Annotated in this window: 17 protein-coding genes; 10 read left to right on the top strand and 7 right to left on the bottom strand. The window is 53.4% G+C overall.

Translation table 11 applies throughout. The annotated features are described in order from the left end of the window. Positions 1-262 precede the first annotated feature (262 nt). Together rne and ON072_RS02880 are read left to right on the top strand one after the other, a co-directional pair. Entirely contained in the window at positions 263-3,718 is a 3,456-nt protein-coding gene (gene rne / locus ON072_RS02885) for a ribonuclease E (RefSeq protein WP_261752466.1), read from the top strand. Between the two features lie 139 nt (positions 3,719-3,857). Continuing rightward, a complete protein-coding gene (locus ON072_RS02880; protein ID WP_028779322.1) occupies positions 3,858-5,417 on the top strand; it encodes a SulP family inorganic anion transporter in 1,560 nt (519 codons plus the stop codon). Positions 5,418-5,474: 57 nt separating this feature from the next. On the opposite strand, the gene ON072_RS02875 is transcribed toward ON072_RS02880, so the two are convergent. Beyond that, entirely contained in the window at positions 5,475-6,392 is a 918-nt protein-coding gene (locus ON072_RS02875; RefSeq protein WP_123116229.1) for a bifunctional methionine sulfoxide reductase B/A protein, read from the bottom strand. 217 nt (positions 6,393-6,609) lie between these two features. Between ON072_RS02875 and ON072_RS02870 the strand changes: the two genes are divergently transcribed. Together ON072_RS02870 and ylqF are read left to right on the top strand one after the other, a co-directional pair. After that, entirely contained in the window at positions 6,610-7,449 is an 840-nt protein-coding gene (locus tag ON072_RS02870; protein ID WP_025009539.1) for an isopenicillin N synthase family dioxygenase, read from the top strand. A 77-nt stretch (positions 7,450-7,526) separates the two neighbouring features. Continuing rightward, entirely contained in the window at positions 7,527-8,468 is a 942-nt protein-coding gene (gene ylqF / locus ON072_RS02865; protein ID WP_025009538.1) for a ribosome biogenesis GTPase YlqF, read from the top strand. 130 nt (positions 8,469-8,598) lie between these two features. Here the strand turns inward: ylqF and ON072_RS02860 are convergent, their stop codons facing one another. After that, entirely contained in the window at positions 8,599-9,069 is a 471-nt protein-coding gene (locus tag ON072_RS02860; RefSeq protein WP_245003319.1) for a low molecular weight protein-tyrosine-phosphatase, read from the bottom strand. 55 nt (positions 9,070-9,124) lie between these two features. Further along, positions 9,125-10,114 carry a DNA ligase gene (locus ON072_RS02855; protein WP_245003305.1) on the bottom strand — a complete coding sequence of 330 codons (990 nt, stop codon included), beginning with the start codon at positions 10,112-10,114 and terminating at the stop codon, positions 9,125-9,127. A gap of 419 nt (positions 10,115-10,533) precedes the next feature. On the opposite strand from ON072_RS02855, the gene ON072_RS02850 reads away from it, so the two are divergent. Then, on the top strand, positions 10,534-10,905 hold the full coding sequence (locus ON072_RS02850) for a diacylglycerol kinase (RefSeq protein ID WP_025888399.1): 372 nt from the start codon (positions 10,534-10,536) through the stop codon (positions 10,903-10,905). Between the two features lie 96 nt (positions 10,906-11,001). Here ON072_RS02850 and hdfR read toward each other — a convergent pair whose 3' ends face one another. Continuing rightward, complete coding sequence (gene hdfR, locus ON072_RS02845) at positions 11,002-11,847, bottom strand: HTH-type transcriptional regulator HdfR (protein ID WP_100144079.1); 846 nt, start codon at positions 11,845-11,847, stop codon at positions 11,002-11,004. Between the two features lie 110 nt (positions 11,848-11,957). Between hdfR and ON072_RS02840 the strand changes: the two genes are divergently transcribed. The 4 genes from ON072_RS02840 (at position 11,958) to ON072_RS02825 (ending at position 15,689) form a co-directional block, all read left to right on the top strand. Then, positions 11,958-12,392 (top strand): DUF413 domain-containing protein, encoded by a 435-nt coding sequence (locus ON072_RS02840; RefSeq protein WP_208146885.1) that lies wholly within the window; start codon positions 11,958-11,960, stop codon positions 12,390-12,392. 20 nt (positions 12,393-12,412) lie between these two features. Continuing rightward, positions 12,413-13,360, top strand: coding sequence for an ATP-grasp domain-containing protein (locus ON072_RS02835; RefSeq protein ID WP_025009532.1), 948 nt, complete (start codon positions 12,413-12,415; stop codon positions 13,358-13,360). 286 nt (positions 13,361-13,646) lie between these two features. Next, positions 13,647-14,540 (top strand): hypothetical protein, encoded by an 894-nt coding sequence (locus tag ON072_RS02830; protein ID WP_373455040.1) that lies wholly within the window; start codon positions 13,647-13,649, stop codon positions 14,538-14,540. Positions 14,541-14,837: 297 nt separating this feature from the next. Beyond that, positions 14,838-15,689 carry a class I SAM-dependent methyltransferase gene (locus ON072_RS02825; RefSeq protein ID WP_025888396.1) on the top strand — a complete coding sequence of 284 codons (852 nt, stop codon included), beginning with the start codon at positions 14,838-14,840 and terminating at the stop codon, positions 15,687-15,689. A gap of 88 nt (positions 15,690-15,777) precedes the next feature. Here ON072_RS02825 and ON072_RS02820 read toward each other — a convergent pair whose 3' ends face one another. Next, positions 15,778-17,367, bottom strand: coding sequence for a M28 family metallopeptidase (locus ON072_RS02820; protein WP_025888395.1), 1,590 nt, complete (start codon positions 17,365-17,367; stop codon positions 15,778-15,780). A 162-nt stretch (positions 17,368-17,529) separates the two neighbouring features. Between ON072_RS02820 and ON072_RS02815 the strand changes: the two genes are divergently transcribed. Next, positions 17,530-18,555 (top strand): GGDEF domain-containing protein, encoded by a 1,026-nt coding sequence (locus ON072_RS02815; protein WP_101058841.1) that lies wholly within the window; start codon positions 17,530-17,532, stop codon positions 18,553-18,555. On the opposite strand, the gene ON072_RS02810 is transcribed toward ON072_RS02815, so the two are convergent. Then, positions 18,547-19,155: a class GN sortase gene (locus tag ON072_RS02810; RefSeq protein WP_144224857.1), complete on the bottom strand. Its 609-nt coding sequence runs from the start codon at positions 19,153-19,155 to the stop codon at positions 18,547-18,549. The genes ON072_RS02815 and ON072_RS02810 overlap by 9 nt on opposite strands. A gap of 32 nt (positions 19,156-19,187) precedes the next feature. After that, positions 19,188-21,515, bottom strand: a complete 2,328-nt coding sequence (locus tag ON072_RS02805; protein ID WP_167714690.1) for a marine proteobacterial sortase target protein — start codon at positions 21,513-21,515, stop codon at positions 19,188-19,190. Position 21,516: the final 1 nt, after the last annotated feature.

Raw genomic sequence — 21,516 nt, 5'->3', positions numbered from 1 at the left:
ACGACACGGCTCGACTTCGGCATTACCGGATTATTATTGAAGAATTTATGGGGTTGGTTGATGTTTTACAACGAATTCCTTGTTTTTGTAATCATTGAAAAATAAGCCATAAATAGGATGCGACACGCAGCGAATGCGTCTAACAGCAATGCGCACCTCCCTGCCTGGAGGAACGCCGAGAGGCGTCGCCCGAATGAGACCAGGCCCGTAATGCAGCGACCAGTACGTTTGATGACCTCTTATTAAGAAGAATGACGTCATCATGAAACGGATGTTAATCAATGCAACTCAATCCGAGGAGTTGCGCGTTGCCCTGGTTGATGGGCAACAGCTCTATGATCTGGATATCGAAAGCCCAGGCCATGAGCAGAAGAAAGCCAATATTTATAAAGGTAAAATCACCCGCGTAGAACCCTCTCTGGAAGCGGCTTTTGTTGACTATGGTGCCGAACGCCATGGCTTTCTGCCACTGAAAGAGATCGCCCGCGAGTACTTCCCCAAAGGTTACTCCTTCCAGGGTCGTCCCAGCATTAAAGAAGTGGTCAGTGAAGGCCAGGAAGTCATAGTTCAGATAGATAAAGAAGAACGTGGTAACAAGGGCGCCGCCCTGACCACCTTTATCAGTCTGGCCGGCTCTTACCTGGTACTCATGCCCAACAACCCTCGCGCCGGTGGTATCTCCCGTCGGATAGAAGGTGATGAGCGCACTGAGCTGAAAGAGGCCATGGAAAACCTGGAAGTGCCCAACGGCATGGGGCTGATTGTCCGCACCGCAGGTGTTGGCAAGGCCGCCGCCGATCTGCAGTGGGACTTGAAGGTATTGCTGCACCATTGGACAGCGATTCAGGAAGCGGCCGAGAGTCGCCCTGCTCCTTTCCTGATTCATCAGGAAAGCAATGTTATCGTTCGCGCCATCCGTGATTACCTGCGCCGTGATGTAGGCGAAATTCTGATCGACCACCCACAAATTTATGCCGATGCCAAACAGCATATCTCCCTGGTACGTCCTGATTTTGTCGACAGAGTCAAACCCTACTCATCTGAAGTGCCGCTCTTTACCCACTATCAGATTGAGTCACAGATAGAATCCGCATTCCAGCGCGAAGTCAGACTGCCTTCCGGCGGCTCTATCGTTATCGATCCCACCGAAGCACTGACCTCTATCGATATCAACTCCGCCAGAGCCACCAAGGGTGGCGATATCGAAGAAACCGCACTGAACACCAACCTGGAAGCCGCCGACGAGATTGCCCGTCAATTGCGTCTGCGCGACTTGGGCGGCCTGGTGGTTATCGACTTCATCGATATGACTCCGGTCAGACACCAACGCGAAGTGGAAAACCGTCTGCGTGATGCAGTTCACCATGACCGTGCCCGTGTGCAATTGGGCCGTATTTCCCGCTTCGGTCTGATGGAAATGTCCCGTCAGCGTCTGCGTCCGTCTCTGGAAGAGTCCGCCGCTCACATCTGCCCACGCTGTAACGGCCAGGGCACCATTCGTGGTACCGAGTCGCTGGCACTGTCGATTCTGCGCCTGATGGAAGAAGAAGCCATCAAGGAAAACACCTCTCAGATTGAGGCCATAGTGCCCGTGGATGTCGCGGCTTACCTGCTGAACGAAAAGCGCAAGGCCATACGCATCACTGAGCAGCGCCATGATGTTGAAGTCTATGTGATCCCGGATCCACACATGATGACCCCGAACTACCGCGTGGTGCGTCATCGCAAGGACGACCAGATCTCTGAAGTCAGCTACCAGCGTGTGGAAGAGCCGGAAAACAAACTGTATGAACCACGTAAACTGGAACGTGCTGCTGCACCCAAGCCAGCCTTGAGTGGTTTTGCTACACCTCTAAAGCAGGAAACTGCCGAAGCACCGCAGACAGCCAAACCGGCGGCCAAAGCCGCAACGACTGAAGCGGCCAAGCCCGGAATAATTTCCCGTTTCTTCGCCGCCCTGGGTGCCATCTTCTCCTCTTCCGAGCCACAAGCCGACAAGAAGCAGGAAAAGAGCACTAAAGACAATCAGGAAGGCAGCGGCCAGAACAACCGCCGTAACCGTCGCAATGACCGCAACGACAGACGTCGTAAGAGTGGTGATGACAAAGACGGTAACCGCGATTCACGCAGCCGCAACCGTAAATCGTCCGCCAATGAGCGCCCTGCCCGTGATAAAGACGAGCAAAGCAACAAGCGTCAGGCAAACGACACCGGCAAGCCAACCCGTGGTGACCGTAACGACAAGGCTCCCAAGTCAGAAGCTGTAGATGAACGCAAGAGCCGCAGCAAGGCCCGTGACGAAAGCGAGCAGGAACCAAAACAGGAAGCCGCCCGTGAGCGTCGCCAACGTCGCAACCTGCGTCGTAAGGTGCGCATTGAGGCCAGCGATGCACAGGAAGCCGTTGACAATACAGCAGAGGCAACCAGCGCCGAAGTGAAAGCCAGTGCCCAGGCCAAATCTAAAGTAAAGGTCGAGGCAAAAACCGAGGCCAAGCCAGCTCGCGCCAAAGAGAGCGATGCCAAGGATAACGCCGAGCAAGCTGACAAGCCGCGTCGCAGCCGTCGTAAGCCTGCCGCAGCTCAGGCTGAGTCCAAGGAAATGGAAGTTCAAGCCGAAGTTGAAGCCAAGTCAGAAGCCAAGAGCGAAACCGCTACCGAGCTGAAGGGTGAAGAGTCAACTCAGGTTGCCACTAAAGCCCAAGGCGCAGAGGTGTCACAAGACATTCAGGCAAGCGCCGAAGCCAGCCCTGTTGCCAATGCTGAGCAAATCGCTGAAACCAGTGTTCAAGCTAGTGGTGTTCAAAGTGATGCCGAAGCCATCGAGAACACTGAAGAAGACGATAAGCCCAAACGTGAAGGCCAACGCCGTAGCCGCCGCAGCCCTCGTCATCTGCGCGCAGCCGGTCAGCGTCGCCGCCGTACTGAACAGGAAGGCGAAGAGTCTGAAAGCACTGAAAAGGCAAGCACTGAAAAAGCAGCCTCTGAAGTAGCAAATAACGCTAAAGAAGAGGTTGTCGCCGAGGCATCAGCGCCTGCCGCTGCCGTTGAAGTCGCCGCTGAGCAAGCAAAGCCTGCCGACAAAGCTCAAGAGCAAGCTGAACCTCAAGTTGTTGCCAAGCCGGCTCCTCAGGTTGAAGCCAAAGCTGAAGCAACAGCCGAAGCTCAGGTTGAGACCAAGCCTCAAGCCGAGGTCGCTGCCAAGGTAGAAGTCGTTGCCGATGCAAAAGCCGCCGAAGTCGAGGTAAAAACTGAGCCCAAAACAGCAGAAGCCGAGCCAGTGACAGCGCCTGAAGCCCAAGCTGAAAAAGCTGAAGTTGCAAAAGAAGCTGCGCCATCAAAAGCGGCAGAGAAAGCGAGCGAAGCGCCCAAGGCAAAAGCTGCTGAAGAGATTGCATCCAAGCCCAAGGCAGAAACTGCATCGGCAAGCGTCGCCGCCTCTGCCCCTATGGCCAAGCCGGCTGCTATCAGCCGCCCTGCGCGCCAGTCAAGCAATGAAGCCAAGGAAAGCCCGGCAGCAACACCTGCAACAACCCAGGCAAGCGCCGCACCAAGAGTCAGTCGCTTCAGCACTATGGTTGGCTCAGATACAACCAAGCCACAGGTGGATCAACGTGCTCACGTTGAAGTGCCCAAAGGCCGTGAGTATCAGGCCAATGGCGAAACAGCGCCACGCAAGAGCCATGGTAACAGCGCCGAGTCAGATATGGCCCGTCCCTGAACCTAAGTGTTGCTGAGAAAAAACCATGCCCGAGGGCATGGTTTTTTTATTTTGATCTGCTTCACACTTCTGTCACAACAGAAATTTTGCTAGTATGCGCAACTTTGTTTTTAACCCTCAAGATGGGATCCCAAGCTGAATGTTTGAACTGATACGCCATAAAACCAGCAGTCACAAGGCGGATATACTCTCCGGCCTAACGGTTGCTATGGCGCTGGTGCCCGAAGCGGTAGCCTTTGCCTTCGTCGCTAAAGTAGAGCCTATGGTGGGCCTTTATGCCGCCTTTATTATGGGACTGATCACGGCTCTCATCGGCGGCCGTCCCGGCATGATATCTGGCGCCACCGGCGCGATGGCCGTGGTCATGACCAGTCTGGTGGTGTCCCACGGCGTCAGCTATCTGTTTGCCGCCGTAGTGCTGGCCGGAATAATTCAAATTACCGCCGGAGCACTGCGTCTTGGTAAGTTCATTCGCATAGTGCCTTATCCTGTAATGATAGGCTTCGTCAACGGCCTGGCCATAGTCATATTCCTGGCGCAACTGGGGCAATTTCAGGTCAAAGTCGGCGAAGAGGAGATGGCCTGGTTACCCGGTGCAGATATCTGGCTGATGCTGGCGCTGATAGCCATGACTATGGCTATCATACATTTTCTGCCTAAGCTGACCACAGCCGTGCCTTCATCCCTGGTGGCCATACTGGCAGTAACCGCTCTGGTGGTGGGCCTGGATTTGGATACCCGCAACGTGCTCGATTATTTGCGCAATATGAGCGGTAATCCTGAGGCAACTATCGCCGGCACACTGCCAAGCTTTGCCATTCCGGCCGTGCCCTTCAACCTGGAAACCCTTTATATCATAGCGCCCTATGCCGTTATCCTGGCAGCTGTTGGCCTGATTGAGTCTCTGCTGACCCTGACTGTGGTCGATGAGATGACCCAGACTCGCGGCCGTGGCAACAAGGAATGTGTCGGCCAAGGCGTGGGTAACGTCACCAGTGGCTTTTTCGGTGCCATGGGTGGCTGCGCCATGATTGGTCAGTCGATGATTAACATCAACTCAGGGGGCCGCGGTCGTCTTTCCGGGATCACCGCCGCCCTCACCTTGCTGTGCTTTATTCTGTTTGCCGCCGCCTTTATCGAGATGATCCCACTGGCCGCCTTGGTCGGGGTCATGTTTATGGTGGTACTGGGAACCTTTGAATGGGCCAGCTTTAAAGTAATGCGCAAGGTGCCCAAGCACGATGCCTTTGTTATCGTGCTGGTGACTGTGGTGACGGTATTTACCGATTTGGCGATTGCGGTATTTGTCGGGGTGATAGTATCTGCGCTGGTATTTGCCTGGGAGCATGCCAAACAGATCAGTGCTCAAAAGAGTATAGATGCCAACGGTTGGGCGGTTTACCGCCTCAATGGCCCACTGTTTTTCGGCTCGGCGGCTTCGTTCCTTGAGTTGTTTGATGCCAACAATGACCCCAAGGATGTCGTGGTCGACTTCCAGTCATCCCGGGTCTGTGACCACTCGGCTCTCGATGCCATAGACACCTTGGCCGAGCGCTATGTGAACCAAGGCAAACGCCTGCATCTTCGTCATCTTTCCAACGACTGCAAGCAGTTGCTGCACAAGGCCGGCGATCTGGTGGAAGTCAATCTGATTGAAGATCCCAGATACAAGATTGCCGACGACAAGTTAGACTCGTAAATTAACACTGTCCAGACCATAGAAAAACGGCAAGCTGAGGCTTGCCGTTTTTTTATTCTACTTCAGCTTGGCACTGAAACGCCGTCGCACCTTATCCAGCTTGGGTTTAATCACCAAGGCACAATAGGGCTGCTCACCATGGAGCGCAAAATAGTCGTTATGATAGTTCTCCGCCGGATAGAAACCATCAAAGGCGGTCAACTCTGTCACTATCGGCGCGCTAAAGACGCCTTCCTCATCCAGCGCCTTAATCATGGAGGACGCCGTCTCAATCTGCTTATCCGAGTGTGCGAAAATCACCGAACGATACTGAGGCCCCACATCGTTGCCTTGGCGATTCAAGGTGGTGGGATCATGACTGGCAAAGAACACTTCCAACAGCTCGGCATAGCTGATGACAGTGGGGTCAAAAACTATCTGCACCACTTCGGCATGGCCGGTTGCGCCGCTGCATACCGCCTTGTAGTTGGCATCTTTTGCCGCGCCGCCGGCATAGCCGGAAGTCACTTGCGTAACCCCGGCCAAGCTTAGAAATACCGCTTCTGAGCACCAGAAACAGCCGCCGCCCAGGGTGGCCGTCTCCAAACGCTTTTCAGTTGTCGGCTGCTGAGCCTCGGCATCATCTATGGCCTCAAAGACCATGGAGACAGAATTGACGCAATGTCGCAAATTCTTGGCGGTTAACCCCTCTCCTTCAAACACATGTCCCAGATGACCACCACATTGACTGCAAACGATTTCTGTTCTGCGACCATCGGCGTCGGGTATCCGGGTGACGGCACCAAAGATTTCATCGTCAAAGGCGGGCCAACCACAATGGGCATTGAATTTATGCTCGGACAAATACAAGGGGGCACCGCATTTACGGCACAGATATCGCCCCTTGGCATTGTGTTGATACAGCTCTCCACTGAAAGGGCGCTCTGTGCCTTTTTCCTCTATGACATAACGCTCAAACTCGTTCAGGGGTTTCATTTAACGCTCCTCGATTGCTCTGCGTAACCCATAAGACCCGAATTGCAGTGGTTACCGTTCACTCTAGTTACACAGAGCCATAAAAGTGACTTGGATCACTTTACGTTGCCCCTATAAAGACATCAAGGTAGACTTGCGCCCGGGTCACCCGACTGCCAACAAAATGTCCTTAGAGACACGAGTATCGGGTCAATAAAAATAACCAAGAAAGATGATGATGAAACTGGAAACCATAGACTATCGCGCCGCAGATGCTGCCGAGCGCTTTGTAGAATCCCTGCGCAGCACCGGCTTTGGCGTGTTGCGCAACCACCCTATTTCACAACAGTTGGTGCAGGATATCTACCGCGACTGGCAGGAGTTCTTCAACAGTGAAGAAAAACAGGCCTTCATGTTCAAGCCGGAAACCCAGGATGGTTTCTTTCCTGCGAGCATTTCAGAAACCGCCAAAGGCCATACGGTCAAAGACATCAAAGAGTACTTTCACGTCTACCCCTGGGGCCGCATTCCTGAGCAATTGCAGGACAACATCCTCACCTACTACCAAGAAGCCAATGCGCTGGCCGCCGAGCTTCTGGACTGGGTCGAGGCGCACTCGCCTGCCGAGGTGGCAGCCAACTACCGCACTGCGCTGTCGCAAATGATAGCCAATAGCCACAAGACGCTACTGCGGGTACTGCATTATCCGCCAATGACAGGTGATGAGACCCCGGGCGCCATTCGCGCCGCCGCCCATGAGGATATCAACCTGCTTACCGTATTGCCCGCCGCCAACGAGCCCGGGCTACAGGTGAAAAGCCTCGATGGAGAATGGCTGGATGTTCCCAGCGATTTTGGCAACCTTATCATTAACATAGGCGATATGCTCCAGGAGGCTTCCGCCGGTTACTTCCCATCGACCACTCATAGGGTGATCAATCCGGAAGGTGCCGATATGAGCAAGTCGCGGATCTCACTGCCGCTGTTCCTGCACCCTCGCCCCGACGTAGTGCTGTCAGAGCGCTATACCGCCGACAGCTACCTGATGGAGCGCCTGCGCGAACTTGGGGTTATCTAGCGCCTGCGGGCGCTTTTTTCAGTTCGGAATGCTACAATAGCGCTCTTTTTTTCAGTTTTCAGCAGGATAAGCAATAGATGGCGATTCAATGGTATCCGGGACACATGCACAAGGCCCGCAAAGAGATAGAAGAGGTGATGCCTCAGATAGATCTGGTGATCGAAGTGCTGGACGCCCGAATACCTTACAGCAGTGAAAACCCCATGGTGGCCAAGCTGCGCCAGGACAAGCCTTGTATCAAGTTGCTGAATAAGTCTGATCTGGCCGATCCCGAGATAACCAATCGTTGGATTGAGTACCTGGAGCAGGAACAAGGAGTGCGGGCACAAGCCATCACTACCCTGCAACCTGCCATGGTCAGAAAGATCCCCGAGCTGTGCCGCAAACTGGTTCCCGTGAGCGAAGGTGCGCTCAAGGATATTCGCACCATGATCATGGGCATCCCCAATGTGGGCAAGTCCACCATCATCAATACCCTGGCCGGCCGGGTGATTGCCAAGACAGGTAATGAACCTGCGGTGACCAAGGCGCAGCAAAGGATCAACCTTAAAAACGGCATAGTGCTGTCCGACACGCCGGGGATCCTTTGGCCCAAAGTGGACAATGAAGCCTCGGGTTATCGCCTGGCGGTCACAGGTGCCATCAAGGACACCGCCATGGAATATGAGGATGTGGCCCTGTTTGCCGCAGCTTACTTCCTGCATGCCTACCCGGAGGCGATGATGGAGCGTTATAAGCTGACCTCCCTGCCCGCCACCGACATCGAACTGCTCGAAGAGATAGGCCGCAGGCGCGGCGCCCTCAGAAGCGGCGGTCATATCGATTTACACAAGGCCTCGGAACTGCTGCTACATGAGTTCCGCTCAGGGAAAATCGGCCAGCTGTCACTGGAAACGCCGGAAATGGCCCAGGCAGAAGAGGTCGAAGTGGCCAAGCTGCTGGCGGAGAAAGAGGCCCTGAAGCAGGCAAAGAAAGAAGCCGACAGGCTGAAGCGCTCCGGCAAACGCCATCAGGGTTAAGTTACCCTCAAGAAACAAGCTTAGCGAAAACAGGCCGCCATTGTGGTCTGTTTTTGTATGTCACTTATCCAACCAATTATCCAACTAAATTCCGCATAAGCTTTATGACTTAAGTCCTTTGCAGAACCGCTCACCGCGCCGGCGGGATACTCCTGGGCCTGGCGGCCTGGATCCTGGCAAACAGCCCAGCAATGCTTAACTCCAACAGATCCAAAACCTGCTCAAAGCCGCTGTCGCCACCATAGTAAGGATCCGGAACTTCCCTGATGGGAGTATCGGCAAAGTCCAGCATCAAGGCCAGCTTGTGTTTGTAAATCTGCGGACAAGCCTCATATAGGGCCTGAAGATTCTCACGATCGGCCGCCAGAATAAGATCGAAATGAGCAAAGTCCCGCGCGCACACCTGCCGGGCTTTGATCCCTGAAAAATCCAGCCCGCGCCGCTCACCGGCGGCGCGGGCGCGCCTGTCCGGCGACTCCCCTGAGTGATAACCTATGGTGCCGGCAGAATCCAACTCCAGTGTCAGTCCCATGGCCTGAGCCTTGGCCCGGGCTACAGCTTCAGCACTTGGTGAGCGGCAGATATTGCCCATACAAACCATCAAGATACGGTTGATTTCACCCTCACTGACACTTGGCACACTTTGAAATTCCACCTTAAGGTTCCTTATTGGCTGACACGGCAGGATTGCGTTCTGCATCCGGGTCGGCCGCAGAGACTTTTGCCTCAATAGCCTCTGCCGGGAAACTGAGTCGATAGTCGGATCTTACCCTAAGGAAGCGGGCAAACCTAGGCTTGCCGCCCGAGGTCAGCCCGGAGAAAGCAAAGGTCACCCAGGTTCCGGGAAGTGGCGGTGAAGCCCTCTCGGCATCGGTGAAACCTGTTCCCAGACGAAAGCTTACCCCAGCCTCGGTTTGCACCAGCAAGGCGCCCATCATGCCTTGATACTTGCCCTTTCCCGGAAGTATCGCCAGTACTCGCGCCTCGGCATCTTCCACAGGTTTGAGTTTTAACAAGGCATCACTGCGCCCCGCCAGATACATGGCATCGATGCGGTGCGCCATCAGGCCTTCGCCCCCTTTGGCCACCACCTGTTGTAACCACAGATGTAACTCTTGCGTGCTGCTCAGACGCCGCTGCTCGATGACATAGAGATAAGGGGTCAGTTGGTGATACTGCTTGAACGCCTGATAACGTTCAGCAAAAGCCATTTTCAGCCCGGGGGCATCGAACAGATAAAAACCCAGCTGGCGCCAGGAGTCTGCTTCGCCTAAACCTCTGGCCAGCAGCGATGCAGTATTAAAGCTGTGATAGCCGCCCCAAAGCTCTCCTTCGAGTGCCACGGCAGGAAAGTCCTTCACAAACCAAATTGGTGCAGGAATCACTCTGCCCGAGCGGCTCAGCAAACGCCTGCCGTCCCATCTGGCGCGGACACCATCGAGTTTTTCACTGACAAGAAAATCCTTGATATCGGCCTTTTGTTGTTGCCAACGACCGGCCAGCTCCGGGGCCGGTAATTCTCTATCACCGGCCGCCGGAAACGAGAGCATAAAAGACAAGGCCAGCAGAAAAGTTTGCAGCAGTAACAGCATGGCCGGAAAACGTTTAAGGTATGCTGTTGTCGGTAACGATTGCAGATATTGCATAAGCCCTCCCTGGCTATCGGCCAATTGCCTGCTACATCCTATAGCAGAGACCAAAACTACAAAGATCAAAACTACCAAGAGTATAGAAAGTCGTGGCGGTTATGGTGACAACTAGTTTAACGATTATCGAAACGGCCCTACCCGCTTTGCCAAACCTCCCACCATGCCATAATAACGGCCAAACACCCGTGGTAGGTGCAGTAACTGTTATATCAGCGGTAAGATGAGCTGCTATAATGCCGCCGCACCTTGGAAACCTCAGCGCCACTGCACTAATAGCCAAACTAGTCACGAGTGACCAACGCGAGGTCAATAAAGGAAGCGACAAGTTGCAACCCCATTAACCCAGGAACCTTTCACGGTTCAGCGGGTCTTTATACAGCAACCGGCCTTAGCCACAGATCAAGAATTGAGAGAATATGAAACCCGCCAACAATCACGGACTGAAACGCATTTTCCGCGCCACCGGCTTTTCCATCAAGGGCTTATGCTCAGCCTGGAAACATGAAGCCGCCTTTCGCCAGGAAGCCGTACTGGCATTGTTAATGATCCCGCTGGCGTTATATCTGGATGTGGCCAAGACAGAAAAAATACTGCTGATAGCGACGGTATTTATTGTCATCATTACCGAGCTGTTGAATTCGGCCATTGAAGCCGTGGTCGACAGAGTGGGTGATGAAATTCACCCCTTGAGTGGCCAGGCCAAAGATATTGCCTCGGCGGCGGTCTTTATCAGCCTGTGTTTATGCGGCCTGACCTGGGCCGTGGTTATCTGGCCTCTGGTGTTCTAAAGCGCTTTGGTATGTTGATGCACGCTTTGGTATTTTGAATGCTTCAGTAGTAAGGCAACCGGGCATCAAGGCAAAACGCTCAATGCCCGGCCAAGTTTAGAACTGACTTCTGAGGTAGTTGACCGCTTGCAGTATCTGCTCCAGGCGGTCGTTGCCCGGCAAGTAGGCTACGTAAACATTGCGCCTGAGCGGTGTCTTATCATCAATCACAAACAACTCCCCTTTCGCCAGATAAGGTTCAATCATGTTTTGCGGCAAAAATGCACTGCCACCATTATTGAGCAGAAAGTCCAGCGCAATACGAGCCGAGCCGGTATGCAGTACAGGAATGGGTAACTCGGCATAGTCTCTGGCATGTTGGATATTGAATGCCGTGCCCCAATCGACCTTGATGTAATGCCTGTCCGTCAGTTCATCGACGGAGGAAGCCACCTCTGTGCTCACCAGATGCAGCGACACCTCCCCTATCTGCAACAACTCAAACTCTTCCAGCTTAGGGGGATCGAAGGCAATGGCCAGATCCAGCGTTCGGTCCATCAACTGTTTGGTCATGGCCGCCGGTGCCAGAATTTCGGTGCGCAGCGCCACTCCGGCAAGCCCCTGATGTAAGCCTTGCATATATCCCTGCAGATAAGCGTCCCAGATATTGGGCGCCGCACCGATAACCAATTGTACCGACTGGTGCTCACTCAAGGAGATATCCTGTTTGGCCCGCTCCCAAGCGGTCAGTACCGCTTCGGCATGCGCCAGCATCCGCACCCCGGCCGGGGTCGGTTGTATGTTGTTTCGCTGCCGCTCAAACAGCTCGACGCCGAGAATACTCTCCAGCTGCTTAACCCTGAAAGATACTGCGCTACGGGTCAAATAGAGGTTCTCGGCGGCCTTCCCAAAATGGCGGGTATGGGAAACTTCCAGAAATGTCTTGAGTAAATCCGTGTCCATAAAAAATTCTTTATCGTCATAGACAAATTTTTTTGATTTATAAATCAATCATACTAGCCAATACTCTGCTTGCAAATCTCCTCAAGAACCATTTTGTAAGGAATATCGCCATGTTGACCACGACTCCTTCACCATCGGCACTGCAAAGTGCGTCTATGCAACAAGCCGCCAATGAGAGTTTCGTCAGCGAACGCCGTTTCTATGACGACAAGAACTTCCCCAAAGGCTTTCGCCGCAGTGGGGATTTTACTTACAACGAAGCAGAATTACTCGAAAAACATGGCGTTGCCATGAAAGCTCTGGCAGAGGGACGCCAAGCCCCCCGTAACCCGGAGGAGAGTCATTTTGTTGAAGTTGTCCGCGGAAATTCCGCTCCCGGTAGCTTGTTGGAAAAGATCTGGGTAAAGTATGTCAAGTTGGCTTCAGGGAAGCCTTTCTACGCAGTTGTCGGCACCACTTTGGTGAAAAAGGCCGATGCTGAGTATCTTGACGATATGATAGATGACGATGTTCAGGATGAGCCTGAACTTGAGGATGACCAATGAAAATTAGGGTTTGCGACTAAATGCGTGGTTGGATTTTATATAAAGAGACCGCGACTCAGCTAAAACCTGAATTGTATGAGATTAACCGATTGTTGGAGGCCGCCAAGGCCGACAATATCGAACTTGAGGTCTATGCTCCCGATGAGTTTGACCTTACAGTGACCCGAGAGGACAACAAGAGTATTTTACTGAACGGGCAACCAGTAGAGTTGCCCGATTTTATTATTCCTCGTATGGGATCGGGTACCACCTATTTTGCCTTGGCGATTATCCGCCATCTGGAGCGTCTTGGCGTTTATTGCCTTAACTCTTCCAAGGCGATAGAAACCGTTAAGGACAAGCTGTTTTCCCAACAACTGTTGGCCGAAAAGAATCTGCCAACGCCCAAGACCATGTTGGTAAAATTCCCGGTCGATGTTGACTTGGTTGAACGCCACTTGGGTTTCCCTGTGGTGATCAAGACACTGTCCGGCTCGCAAGGCAGCGGCGTATTTCTGTCACACAAGGCACGTGAGTTCGATGATCTGATGCAGCTTATCGAGGCCACCAACAAGAATGCCAACATCATTCTGCAGGAGTTTATCTCCAACAGTCATGGCCGGGACTTGCGAGTCTTCACCATAGGTGGCCGGGTAGCGGGTTGCTACGAGAGACGCGGCCAAGAGGACAGTTTCAAAGCCAATGTCAGCGCCGGTGGCTCAGCCAGCCCCTTTGCGGTCACACCTGAAATAGAGTGGCTGGCAACCCAGACAGCCAACATACTGGATCTGGATGTTGCCGGGATAGATCTGCTGTTTGACAACGGTCACTACAAGATTTGCGAGGCCAACTCCTCGCCGGGCTTTGAAGGACTGGAGTCCTGCCTTCACCTGGATATAGCAGCACAAATACTGCACTTTATCCGTATCCGTTTGGGCATGTTCAACAAGGACTCCAAGAAAAGCGACAGCAGCGAGTCCGAGGCCTGATCCGAACACAAGCTTTAATATCAGACTGAAGCGCTCCTTTATGGGGCGCTTTTTTGTGGTAGATCATAAAAAACCACACATTTGTAAACATTCTATTCACAAAAACCATCATTCTGGTTTAGACTCTCTGCAGTCGCGCGGATTTTCAGCATTCGAAAATACAAGAAGTGTCATCCTGCAAGCTACAGCCGGCAAGCACTCAAACCGCGCACGTGCCGATTTATCCCGGAAAAGGAATCTCTGAGAAGGCACTTGGATTATCTGAGTAACGAAAAGAGATTACCCATTGTTGACACCACACTCTATTAACAATTCAGGTTTGAGACTGTCGCTGACACTCGCCCTGCTCTGCTGCGCCACTACCCAAGCCCAAGCCGGTGAGTGGAGCTTGAATATTGGTGGTTTCTACTCTCAGTCCGACACCAATATGCAAGTTACCGATCCCTTGGTCGGCAATGATTTCGATCTGGATTTTGAGTCTGATCTGCAGTTGGCGGAAAACGAGTTTCTGCCTCTGTTTGAATTGGGATACCGTTTCAACGATAGGCACCACATCTATTTTGACTGGAAACAACTGCACCGCAGTGCCGAAACTCAAGCGGTCAGTCGGCCATTTCAGATCCAGATTGACGATACCGTCTATGATGTCAAGGCCGGTGGCCAGCTGGGCACCACGCTCAATATCGATATCGCCCGTATCGGCTATGGCTATGATCTGTTTCAAGGCAACGGCTATAACATAGGGGTCAGTGTAGGGCTGCATACCATGTTCATTGAAAGCAGCTTCGAAGGTTCAATCGGGGCCTGTGCCACCTCAGAGCTCAGCGGCAATATCTGCAGCGCCCAGCCCATTCCCAGACTGGTGGATGAAAGCGTTACCGCACCTTTGCCGAATATTGGCCTCTTTGGTGACTATGAGCTGGCACCCGGTTGGCAATTTAATTTGCATGCCCAATATTTTTCCGTGCGCCTTGATGATCTCAAGGGCTCACTGGTCGATATCAGAGCCGGCATGAAAACCACCCTGAGTGATCGTTGGGACATCACCTTGGCCTATAACTATTACAAAGTGGATGTGGATGTGCGTCAGAGCGCATCGGACGCCGCGGTAAAAGTGGCCGACTACAACCTCTACTATAGTTTTATCGGCCCTATGTTATCGATCAGCTACCGTTTCTGAACTTGTTCTCCGCTTGACGGTACAATCACGCTTTTTCCTGACGCTTTTTCCTGACGCTTTTTCCTGACGCTTTTTCCTGACGCTTTTTCCTGCCCCCTTTCCCTGACCATAGTCGCTTATTGGCAGCTCGAGTCAAAGCTGTCATCCACTATCTTTTGCCGACAATCACCAAGTATTCCAGTCCTCTCGCCTGCCAAGCCTCTCAAAAAGTGAGTTTGATAAAAATCCACTCTTGCTCACAGTTACGCATCTGATAATGGTTATCATTTAACAGAAAGGATGAGGGAGGAGGCAAAGATGAGTAACAAGCTGGCAGTCACAGGGCTAAATGATCCTATCGCCCAAACACTTTTTATCCCGCTCTATATGAAATCGTGCCAATCCAAACTGAAAGATGCCTTCTTCTCAGATCCTTGGGCCTGCGCGCTTATCGAACAATTTGATTATGACTTCTCAAGTTTTGACCAATCTGTATTGAGCTCAGTAGGGGTCGCCATCCGCGCGGGTTACTTTGACAGACTCACGGCGGATATTATCGCTACGGCACAGTCCTGTGTTGTAGTCAACCTCGGAGCCGGGCTCGATGCCCGCTTTCAGAGGGTTCAAATGCTGATGGGAAACACGATGGAGGACAAGGCCTCGTTTTACAACCTGGATCTGCCTGAAGTGATTGCCCTCAGAGAGCAGCTCCTTCCTGCGGACAGTTGTGAGACATGCATCAGTGCTTCTGTATTTGATAGCGATTGGATGGATGAACTCAATGCCCGTCATCAGGGCGCAACCTTTGTTTTTATTGCTGAAGGCCTGCTGATGTACTTCGACAATTGTCAGGTACAACAGTTGCTTCAAGAACTGGCCAGCAGCTTTCCTGGTTGCCATATTCTATTCGACGGTATCAGTCGCTGGATGAGGGACAATTCAGATAACCACGACAGCGTAAAATATGCCGGTGCCGGTTTTAAGTTGGCGCTCGACTCGCCACGGGAGATTGAGCAATGGCATGGAAAGCTAAAGGTGATTTCAGTCGCGCATTACGCCGATTTCAAAGAGTGGAAACGAGTAGGTTTCTTCAATTATCTGCTGTCCAAATACATTCCCAAATACTTCCACTCCAGTTTTCTGGTGCATGCCTGTGTCGAGCAGCCATGAAAAACAAAGGCATTCAATTAATTACGCTTTCAAGTGACAAGAAGCATGGACAGGTGTAACCCTTTTTGAGTCACACCTGCCACCAAACTCAGCGCTGATCCTGAGCCCGGCGCTTCTTGAAGTCCGAGTCTTCAAGCCATTGGGGCCAGTCATTGTTATTGGCCAACCGCGCCAGAATATCGCTTATCAAGGCCAAGTCCTGCCGAACCCCATCCAGACTCCAGCTTGGGTCATAATCATCGGCTGCCTTATGATATTTATGGGCAATATAATCCGGGTCTGTATCCCCCAAACTCATAAACAGCAAGCCGGGTACCCCTTCCTTGGCCAGAGCGAAATGGTCCGAGCGGAACATCAAGCCATTTTGCGGCCGGGGATCGGCCTTGACGTTGCGTCCCTGCCCTTTGGCAGCATCATTCAAATACTGCTCCAGCTCTGACACACCCTCACCATAACGCAGGATGTAATCCACGCCTTTACCCATATTCATGCCGTCTATATTGAGAAATGCCACCAGCTGCTTGGTGGGAACCGGAGGATTTTCGGCAAAGTACTGGGCGCCAATGAGTCCGGTTTCCTCGGCAGTAAAAGCGCTGAACAGAATCGAGCGTTTCGGGGCATCAATGCCCTTTTGCTGTTTGAAATGCTTTGCCAGTGCCAGAACACCGGCCACACCTGAGGCGTTATCCACAGCGCCGTTGAGCACCACTTCCTTGCCATCTTCAATGGTCTTTCCCAGGTGATCCCAGTGAGCGTGCATCACCAAGTATTCATTTTTGTGCTCGGTTCCAGGCAACAAGGCCGCCACATTGTGGGATTGCGCCAGTTCTATCTTGTTGTTCAAGGTCAGATTGGCCTTGAGTTTCAACGGCACCGCCTTGAAGCCTTTATTGACCGCCTGTTGCTTCAAGGTATCAAAGTCCAGACCCGCCTGGCTGAACAGCTTCTTGGCGCTATCGTGCTGGATCCACCCCATCACGCCAACCGATGATGCGTTGTTGTCTTTATCCACCAGGGTGTACTTGGTATTGGTGTTGCTGTTACGCACCACTCCCCAACCGTAAGCGGCGGGCGCAGTTTCATGCACAATAAACACGGCTTCGGCGCCCTGGCGGGCCGCTTCTTCATATTTATAGGTCCAACGACCGTAATAGGTCATGGCATTGCCCTTGAATATCATGGGATCCTGAGTAGCAAAGCCAGGATCATTGACCAGCACAATCAGCGTCTTACCACGAACATCCAGGCCTTCAAAGTCATTCCAACCGTATTCCGGGGCATTGATACCGTAGCCGACAAATACCACCTCGCTGTCTTGCAGCTCCACCTTGGGCGTCACTCTTTGAGTGCGGGCGGTGAACTCCTCACCGTTGCTGAAACTCATTGAGCCCAGCTTAAGCTGCATATTCTGATCTGCAGTGATCCTGGCCATGGGCACGGCTTGCAGGTAACTGTTGCCAAACCCGGGCTCAAGCCCCATCTCCTTGAAGGCCTCGGTAAGGTAATCCAAGGTCAGCTGTTCACCGGCCGACAGAGGCGCACGGCCTCCAAAAGCATCGCTGGCAAGGGTTTTCACATCCTGGCGATAGCTGGATTCATCCAGTTCAAAGGGGGCGGCCAACGCCAGAGCCGGCGTTAACAGTGTGGCCAACAGGCCACACACAGAGGTAAATTTCACGACTTCATTCCTTGCTATTATCTATTTTGTTCAGCCATTGTAACAGCGGGGCAGCATTCGGCAATCAGCGCAACAAGGTGACATTCTGTGAGCCTTTGGATCCACAAGCGGCTTAATTTATGTCAAGCTGAATAGGTAATTGCATTGACAATGAGTTCCCCTATGGCCATGACTCTGCTTCAACAAGCCGCCCAATACCTGAAAAAAGCCTTGCCGTTGATGTTAAAACATCAGATACCGACAACGCCGGTCAACTATGCGCTCTGGTATGCCTATGTCAGCGAGCGCAACCCGGCACTCAATGCCAGCCTGGATGAAGCCGTCAGCCAGTACAACACCTGTCCGCCCTCCACGGCGGAACTCCTCTACCGTCATCATCTGGCCCCGGAAGATGAACTGGATGTCAGAGATATGCGCCAGAGTATGGAGGCGATAGCGACCGAGCTGTCTCAGTCACTCAAGGATACCAGCTGCGATGCCGACAGTTTTCGCGCCAAAATCGAGCGTAACTTTGGCCGTATCAGCCGCTTGGATCAGGACGCCATGGATCTTGAGCAGGTAATGGGCATGGTCCGAGCCCTGGTGAAAGACTCGGATGATATTCGCAGCAGCACGGATTATTTGAGCTCGCAACTGAGCAAGGCCCAGCAGGAGATAGACAGTCTGCGGCTACAGCTGCAAAACACCGAAAAAGACATATTGTTTGATGCCCTCACCGGCTGCCTTAACCGCCGTGCCTTCGATGCCGACTTCGATAGCTTGTTGAGTCAGTCGCCGAAGGGCTGCTGCCTTATTCTGGTGGATGTGGATCACTTCAAGCGTTTCAACGATGAATATGGGCATCTTTTGGGGGACCAGGTGCTCAAGGCGGTGGCCAAGCGTCTGCAGGATAGTTGCCGTGACGGCACCAAGTTGTATCGTTTCGGTGGTGAAGAGTTCGCTATTCTGGTGCCGACCAGTCAGCTGAGAGTAGCCCGCCAACTGGCCGAAGCCATGAGACGGGCACTGGAGAAGGTTAGCGTCAGAGACAGGCGCAAGGGCCAGCTCATAAGCAATATCAGCGCCTCCTTCGGGGTTGCCGAGTGGCAGCAACTGGATACCCGCCAATCCCTTACCGAACGCGCCGACACCTTGCTCTATGAAGCCAAGCGTTTGGGCCGCAATCGGGTGATGCCGATATCAGGCTGAAACCGCCAGCGTCTGCAAGGCTTCTGCCTGCACCACAAATCTAAGCTCGGCGCCGCCGCTCAGGCTGTCGAAGGGATAACAGGTGATCAGCGTCAATAGCCGCTCATCACTGCCCATCAACCAACGTGTCTCAGATTCATGCACGACTGCGGTAGCCCGTATTCGATAAAAATGGATCTGGCCATCCATGCCCTGCAAGCGGATCTCCTGCCCCACCCTGGCCCCGGCCAGAATCGCGAAATGGGTATCCCGGTGACCGGCAATCACTGTATTGCCTGTCTCTCCGGCGCTGGCTCCCGAGAGCATCTGCGCCGGTCCAAAGGCCAGATTACGGCCACTGGCCCCGGCCAGCACATAGAGTGGCTCATGCTTGCCTATCCACAATTTGGCCGTGGGGTGGGTATCGGCCCAGGACCAGGGTTTGTGTGCCTGGCCGTCAGTCAGACTCTTGGCCCAGGCCTTTTCAATCAAAAACTGGGCGAACATGGCTTTGGCTTGCATATATCCTCCTTTAAACAGCATGGCCGAACCCGCCACGACCAGAACCACTATCACTATTGAGCAGATATCGCTAAAGCGCCCCCTATTGACCAAGGGCATAGCGCCTGCTGTCAGGGCCTGATGAGCCTGGCTCATCGCCCCGCCTCCTCACAAGCACGGCGGCCAAAGGCCCTGGGGAAAGCCGCCAGCATCAGCGCCGCCAGCAAACTTGCCAACCCCAGCAGCAACATCAGCCGGCTGTCGGTGGCGGTCTGCGGCAACTTACCCTGCCAGCCCTTGGGCGCATGACTGGCCACTTGCCCTTCCCGGGTCGTCGCGGCGTCCGGATTGACCGGGGTGACATCCACTGCAACCAGGCTGGTGTACGGACTGACCAAGTGGTACTTCAGCGACAGCGCTGTGACCTGGCGTTCAATGCGTTCACTGTTGGCAGCATCTTTGGCCAGCTCCAGCGCGGCTATCTGTTTTCCGGCCCAGATGAGATCCAGCCCTTTGGGCTCAGCCTTGGCATTGAGCGCCAGCTCCTGCTGCCAGAATTGGCCATCGATAAGACCGGATACGATAACTGCCTTGTGGGCATTGCTACGCTGTTTGATGCTCACCAATACCGGCTCACCCTGATAGAGATCCGGGATTTGTGCCGGCCAGTAATCCGGCACTGTGCCGTCAGGGTAGCGCAGTGACACATCTGTGATCCTGGGAGCAGAGATTTTTTCCAGCAAGGCAACCACCTTTTGCTCCACCTCCTGCATCTTGCCAATATAGGTAAAGCTGCCACGCCCCAGCTCGGCGGCGCGCTGCATAAAGTGGGAGTTGGGGGCACTGCCTATACCTACGGTAAACAGACGGTTGTCGCCGAGCCTGTCTTTAATCAGTTCAAACAGCGCCTGTTCATTGCCTACGGCGCCATCTGTCATGAAAATCACTTGCCTGAGCGCCTTACTCTCACCTTGCGAACCAATGTTATTTTGAGCGGCAAAATCATTGTTCAATGCCAGCTCAAGCGCCTTGGCCATCTCGGTACCACCGTTGGCTTCCAGGGCGCGAATAAACTGCTGCGCCCGACCTATATTGTGGGCCGTCGCCGGCAAAGAGTTGGCCGCCATGGTTTGCACTGCAGAGTTGAATTCAACAACATTGAAACTGTCCTCCGGTTTGAGACTGCTCAAGGCATACAGCAATGCCTGTTTGGCCTGAACAATTGCATCTCCCCCCATGGAGCCCGAAGTATCTATCACCAGAATAAGCTCCCTGGGCAAGGGCTTGGCCACCTCTTTGCTCTGTGGAGGCATCAACATCAATAGACTGTATTCATCCCTGGCAGCTTGGCCTTCGGCCTGCGCTAAAGAAGGTGCTGGGGTATGGGTCTGGCCTTGCTGGCTGAACAGCGCCGCTGCGGGCTTAACGCCCGGATCCGCTTGCCATTGCAACACAAAGTCGCTGTCGGCCTTGGTATTGTCTTGTTGCAACTGCACCCGAATACGGCCATCACTCAGGGTTTGTTGAGAAATAGCATGATAAGGGGATTCCAGCGACAGCAAGGGAAAACCGGCATCCAGGATAATATCCAAACTGAGGCGATTCTCCTGGCCACCGTTGTGCGCATGGGGGCTTTGCGCTTGGGAGCTTTTAAGATCAGAGCTTTCGCTATCTGTACCGGCAAACATCTTTTCAAGGCCCGCGGCTTCAATCACAGGACTCAGCAACCGCGCCGCCTCCTCCACACCCTTGAAGCTTTGCAGCATGCTTTGAGGCAGATAACGGGGCGTGTGGGTCATGGGAAAGCGCAGGCTAAACTGACCATTACGGTAATCCAATGCCTGCTGGTAGCTGAAGCTGACTTTAAGGGTTTCCCCCGGGGCCAAATTAGCCACCTGAGTGGTGAACAGGTTGGGCCGCTCCTGACTCAGTAAACTGGCGCGCTTGCCCTGAGCCTTGGCCTGCTCAAAAGTGCGCTTGGCCTCTTCCTTTGGTTGAATAACCCCCTCGATGATCCGCTCACCTATTCTCAGCTGCATGCTGTCCACCGCCGCCTCATTGGGCAGCGGGAACAGGTAACGGCCGTGGATCCACTCCTGGGTATCATTGGTGAATGACTGGGTGACGCTGACTCTGTTACTCCAGCCACTGATGCTCATGCTGACTTCGGTTGCCAGTGCCGGGGCCTGAGTGTCGCCAAAAGCGAGCACCCCGGCACCTGGCCATTGCGGATTATCAATCAGTTGAAGGGTACCTTCCTGAGCCTGGACACTTGCAGGCTCTTCGGCAAATTGGGGACCATTCTCGGCCCAGGCTTCAACCGAGCTCACCAGGTTAAACACCAGCAGTGCCAGCAGGGCAAAGCCTGAAAATTGCAGGGCGTTGACGGCCCTGCATAAATAAGTATCAGAATCGCTGTGACTGGCGGCGGGCATTCTCTGAAACTGCTCGTTTTCCTGCCGAGGGATATCCATATTCATT

This window comes from Shewanella sp. K8, assembly GCF_028823715.1.
Lineage (GTDB): Bacteria > Pseudomonadota > Gammaproteobacteria > Enterobacterales > Shewanellaceae > Shewanella > Shewanella algae.
The sequence above is the reverse complement of the archived record's forward strand: the minus strand, read 5'-3'. Positions and strand labels throughout refer to the sequence as shown.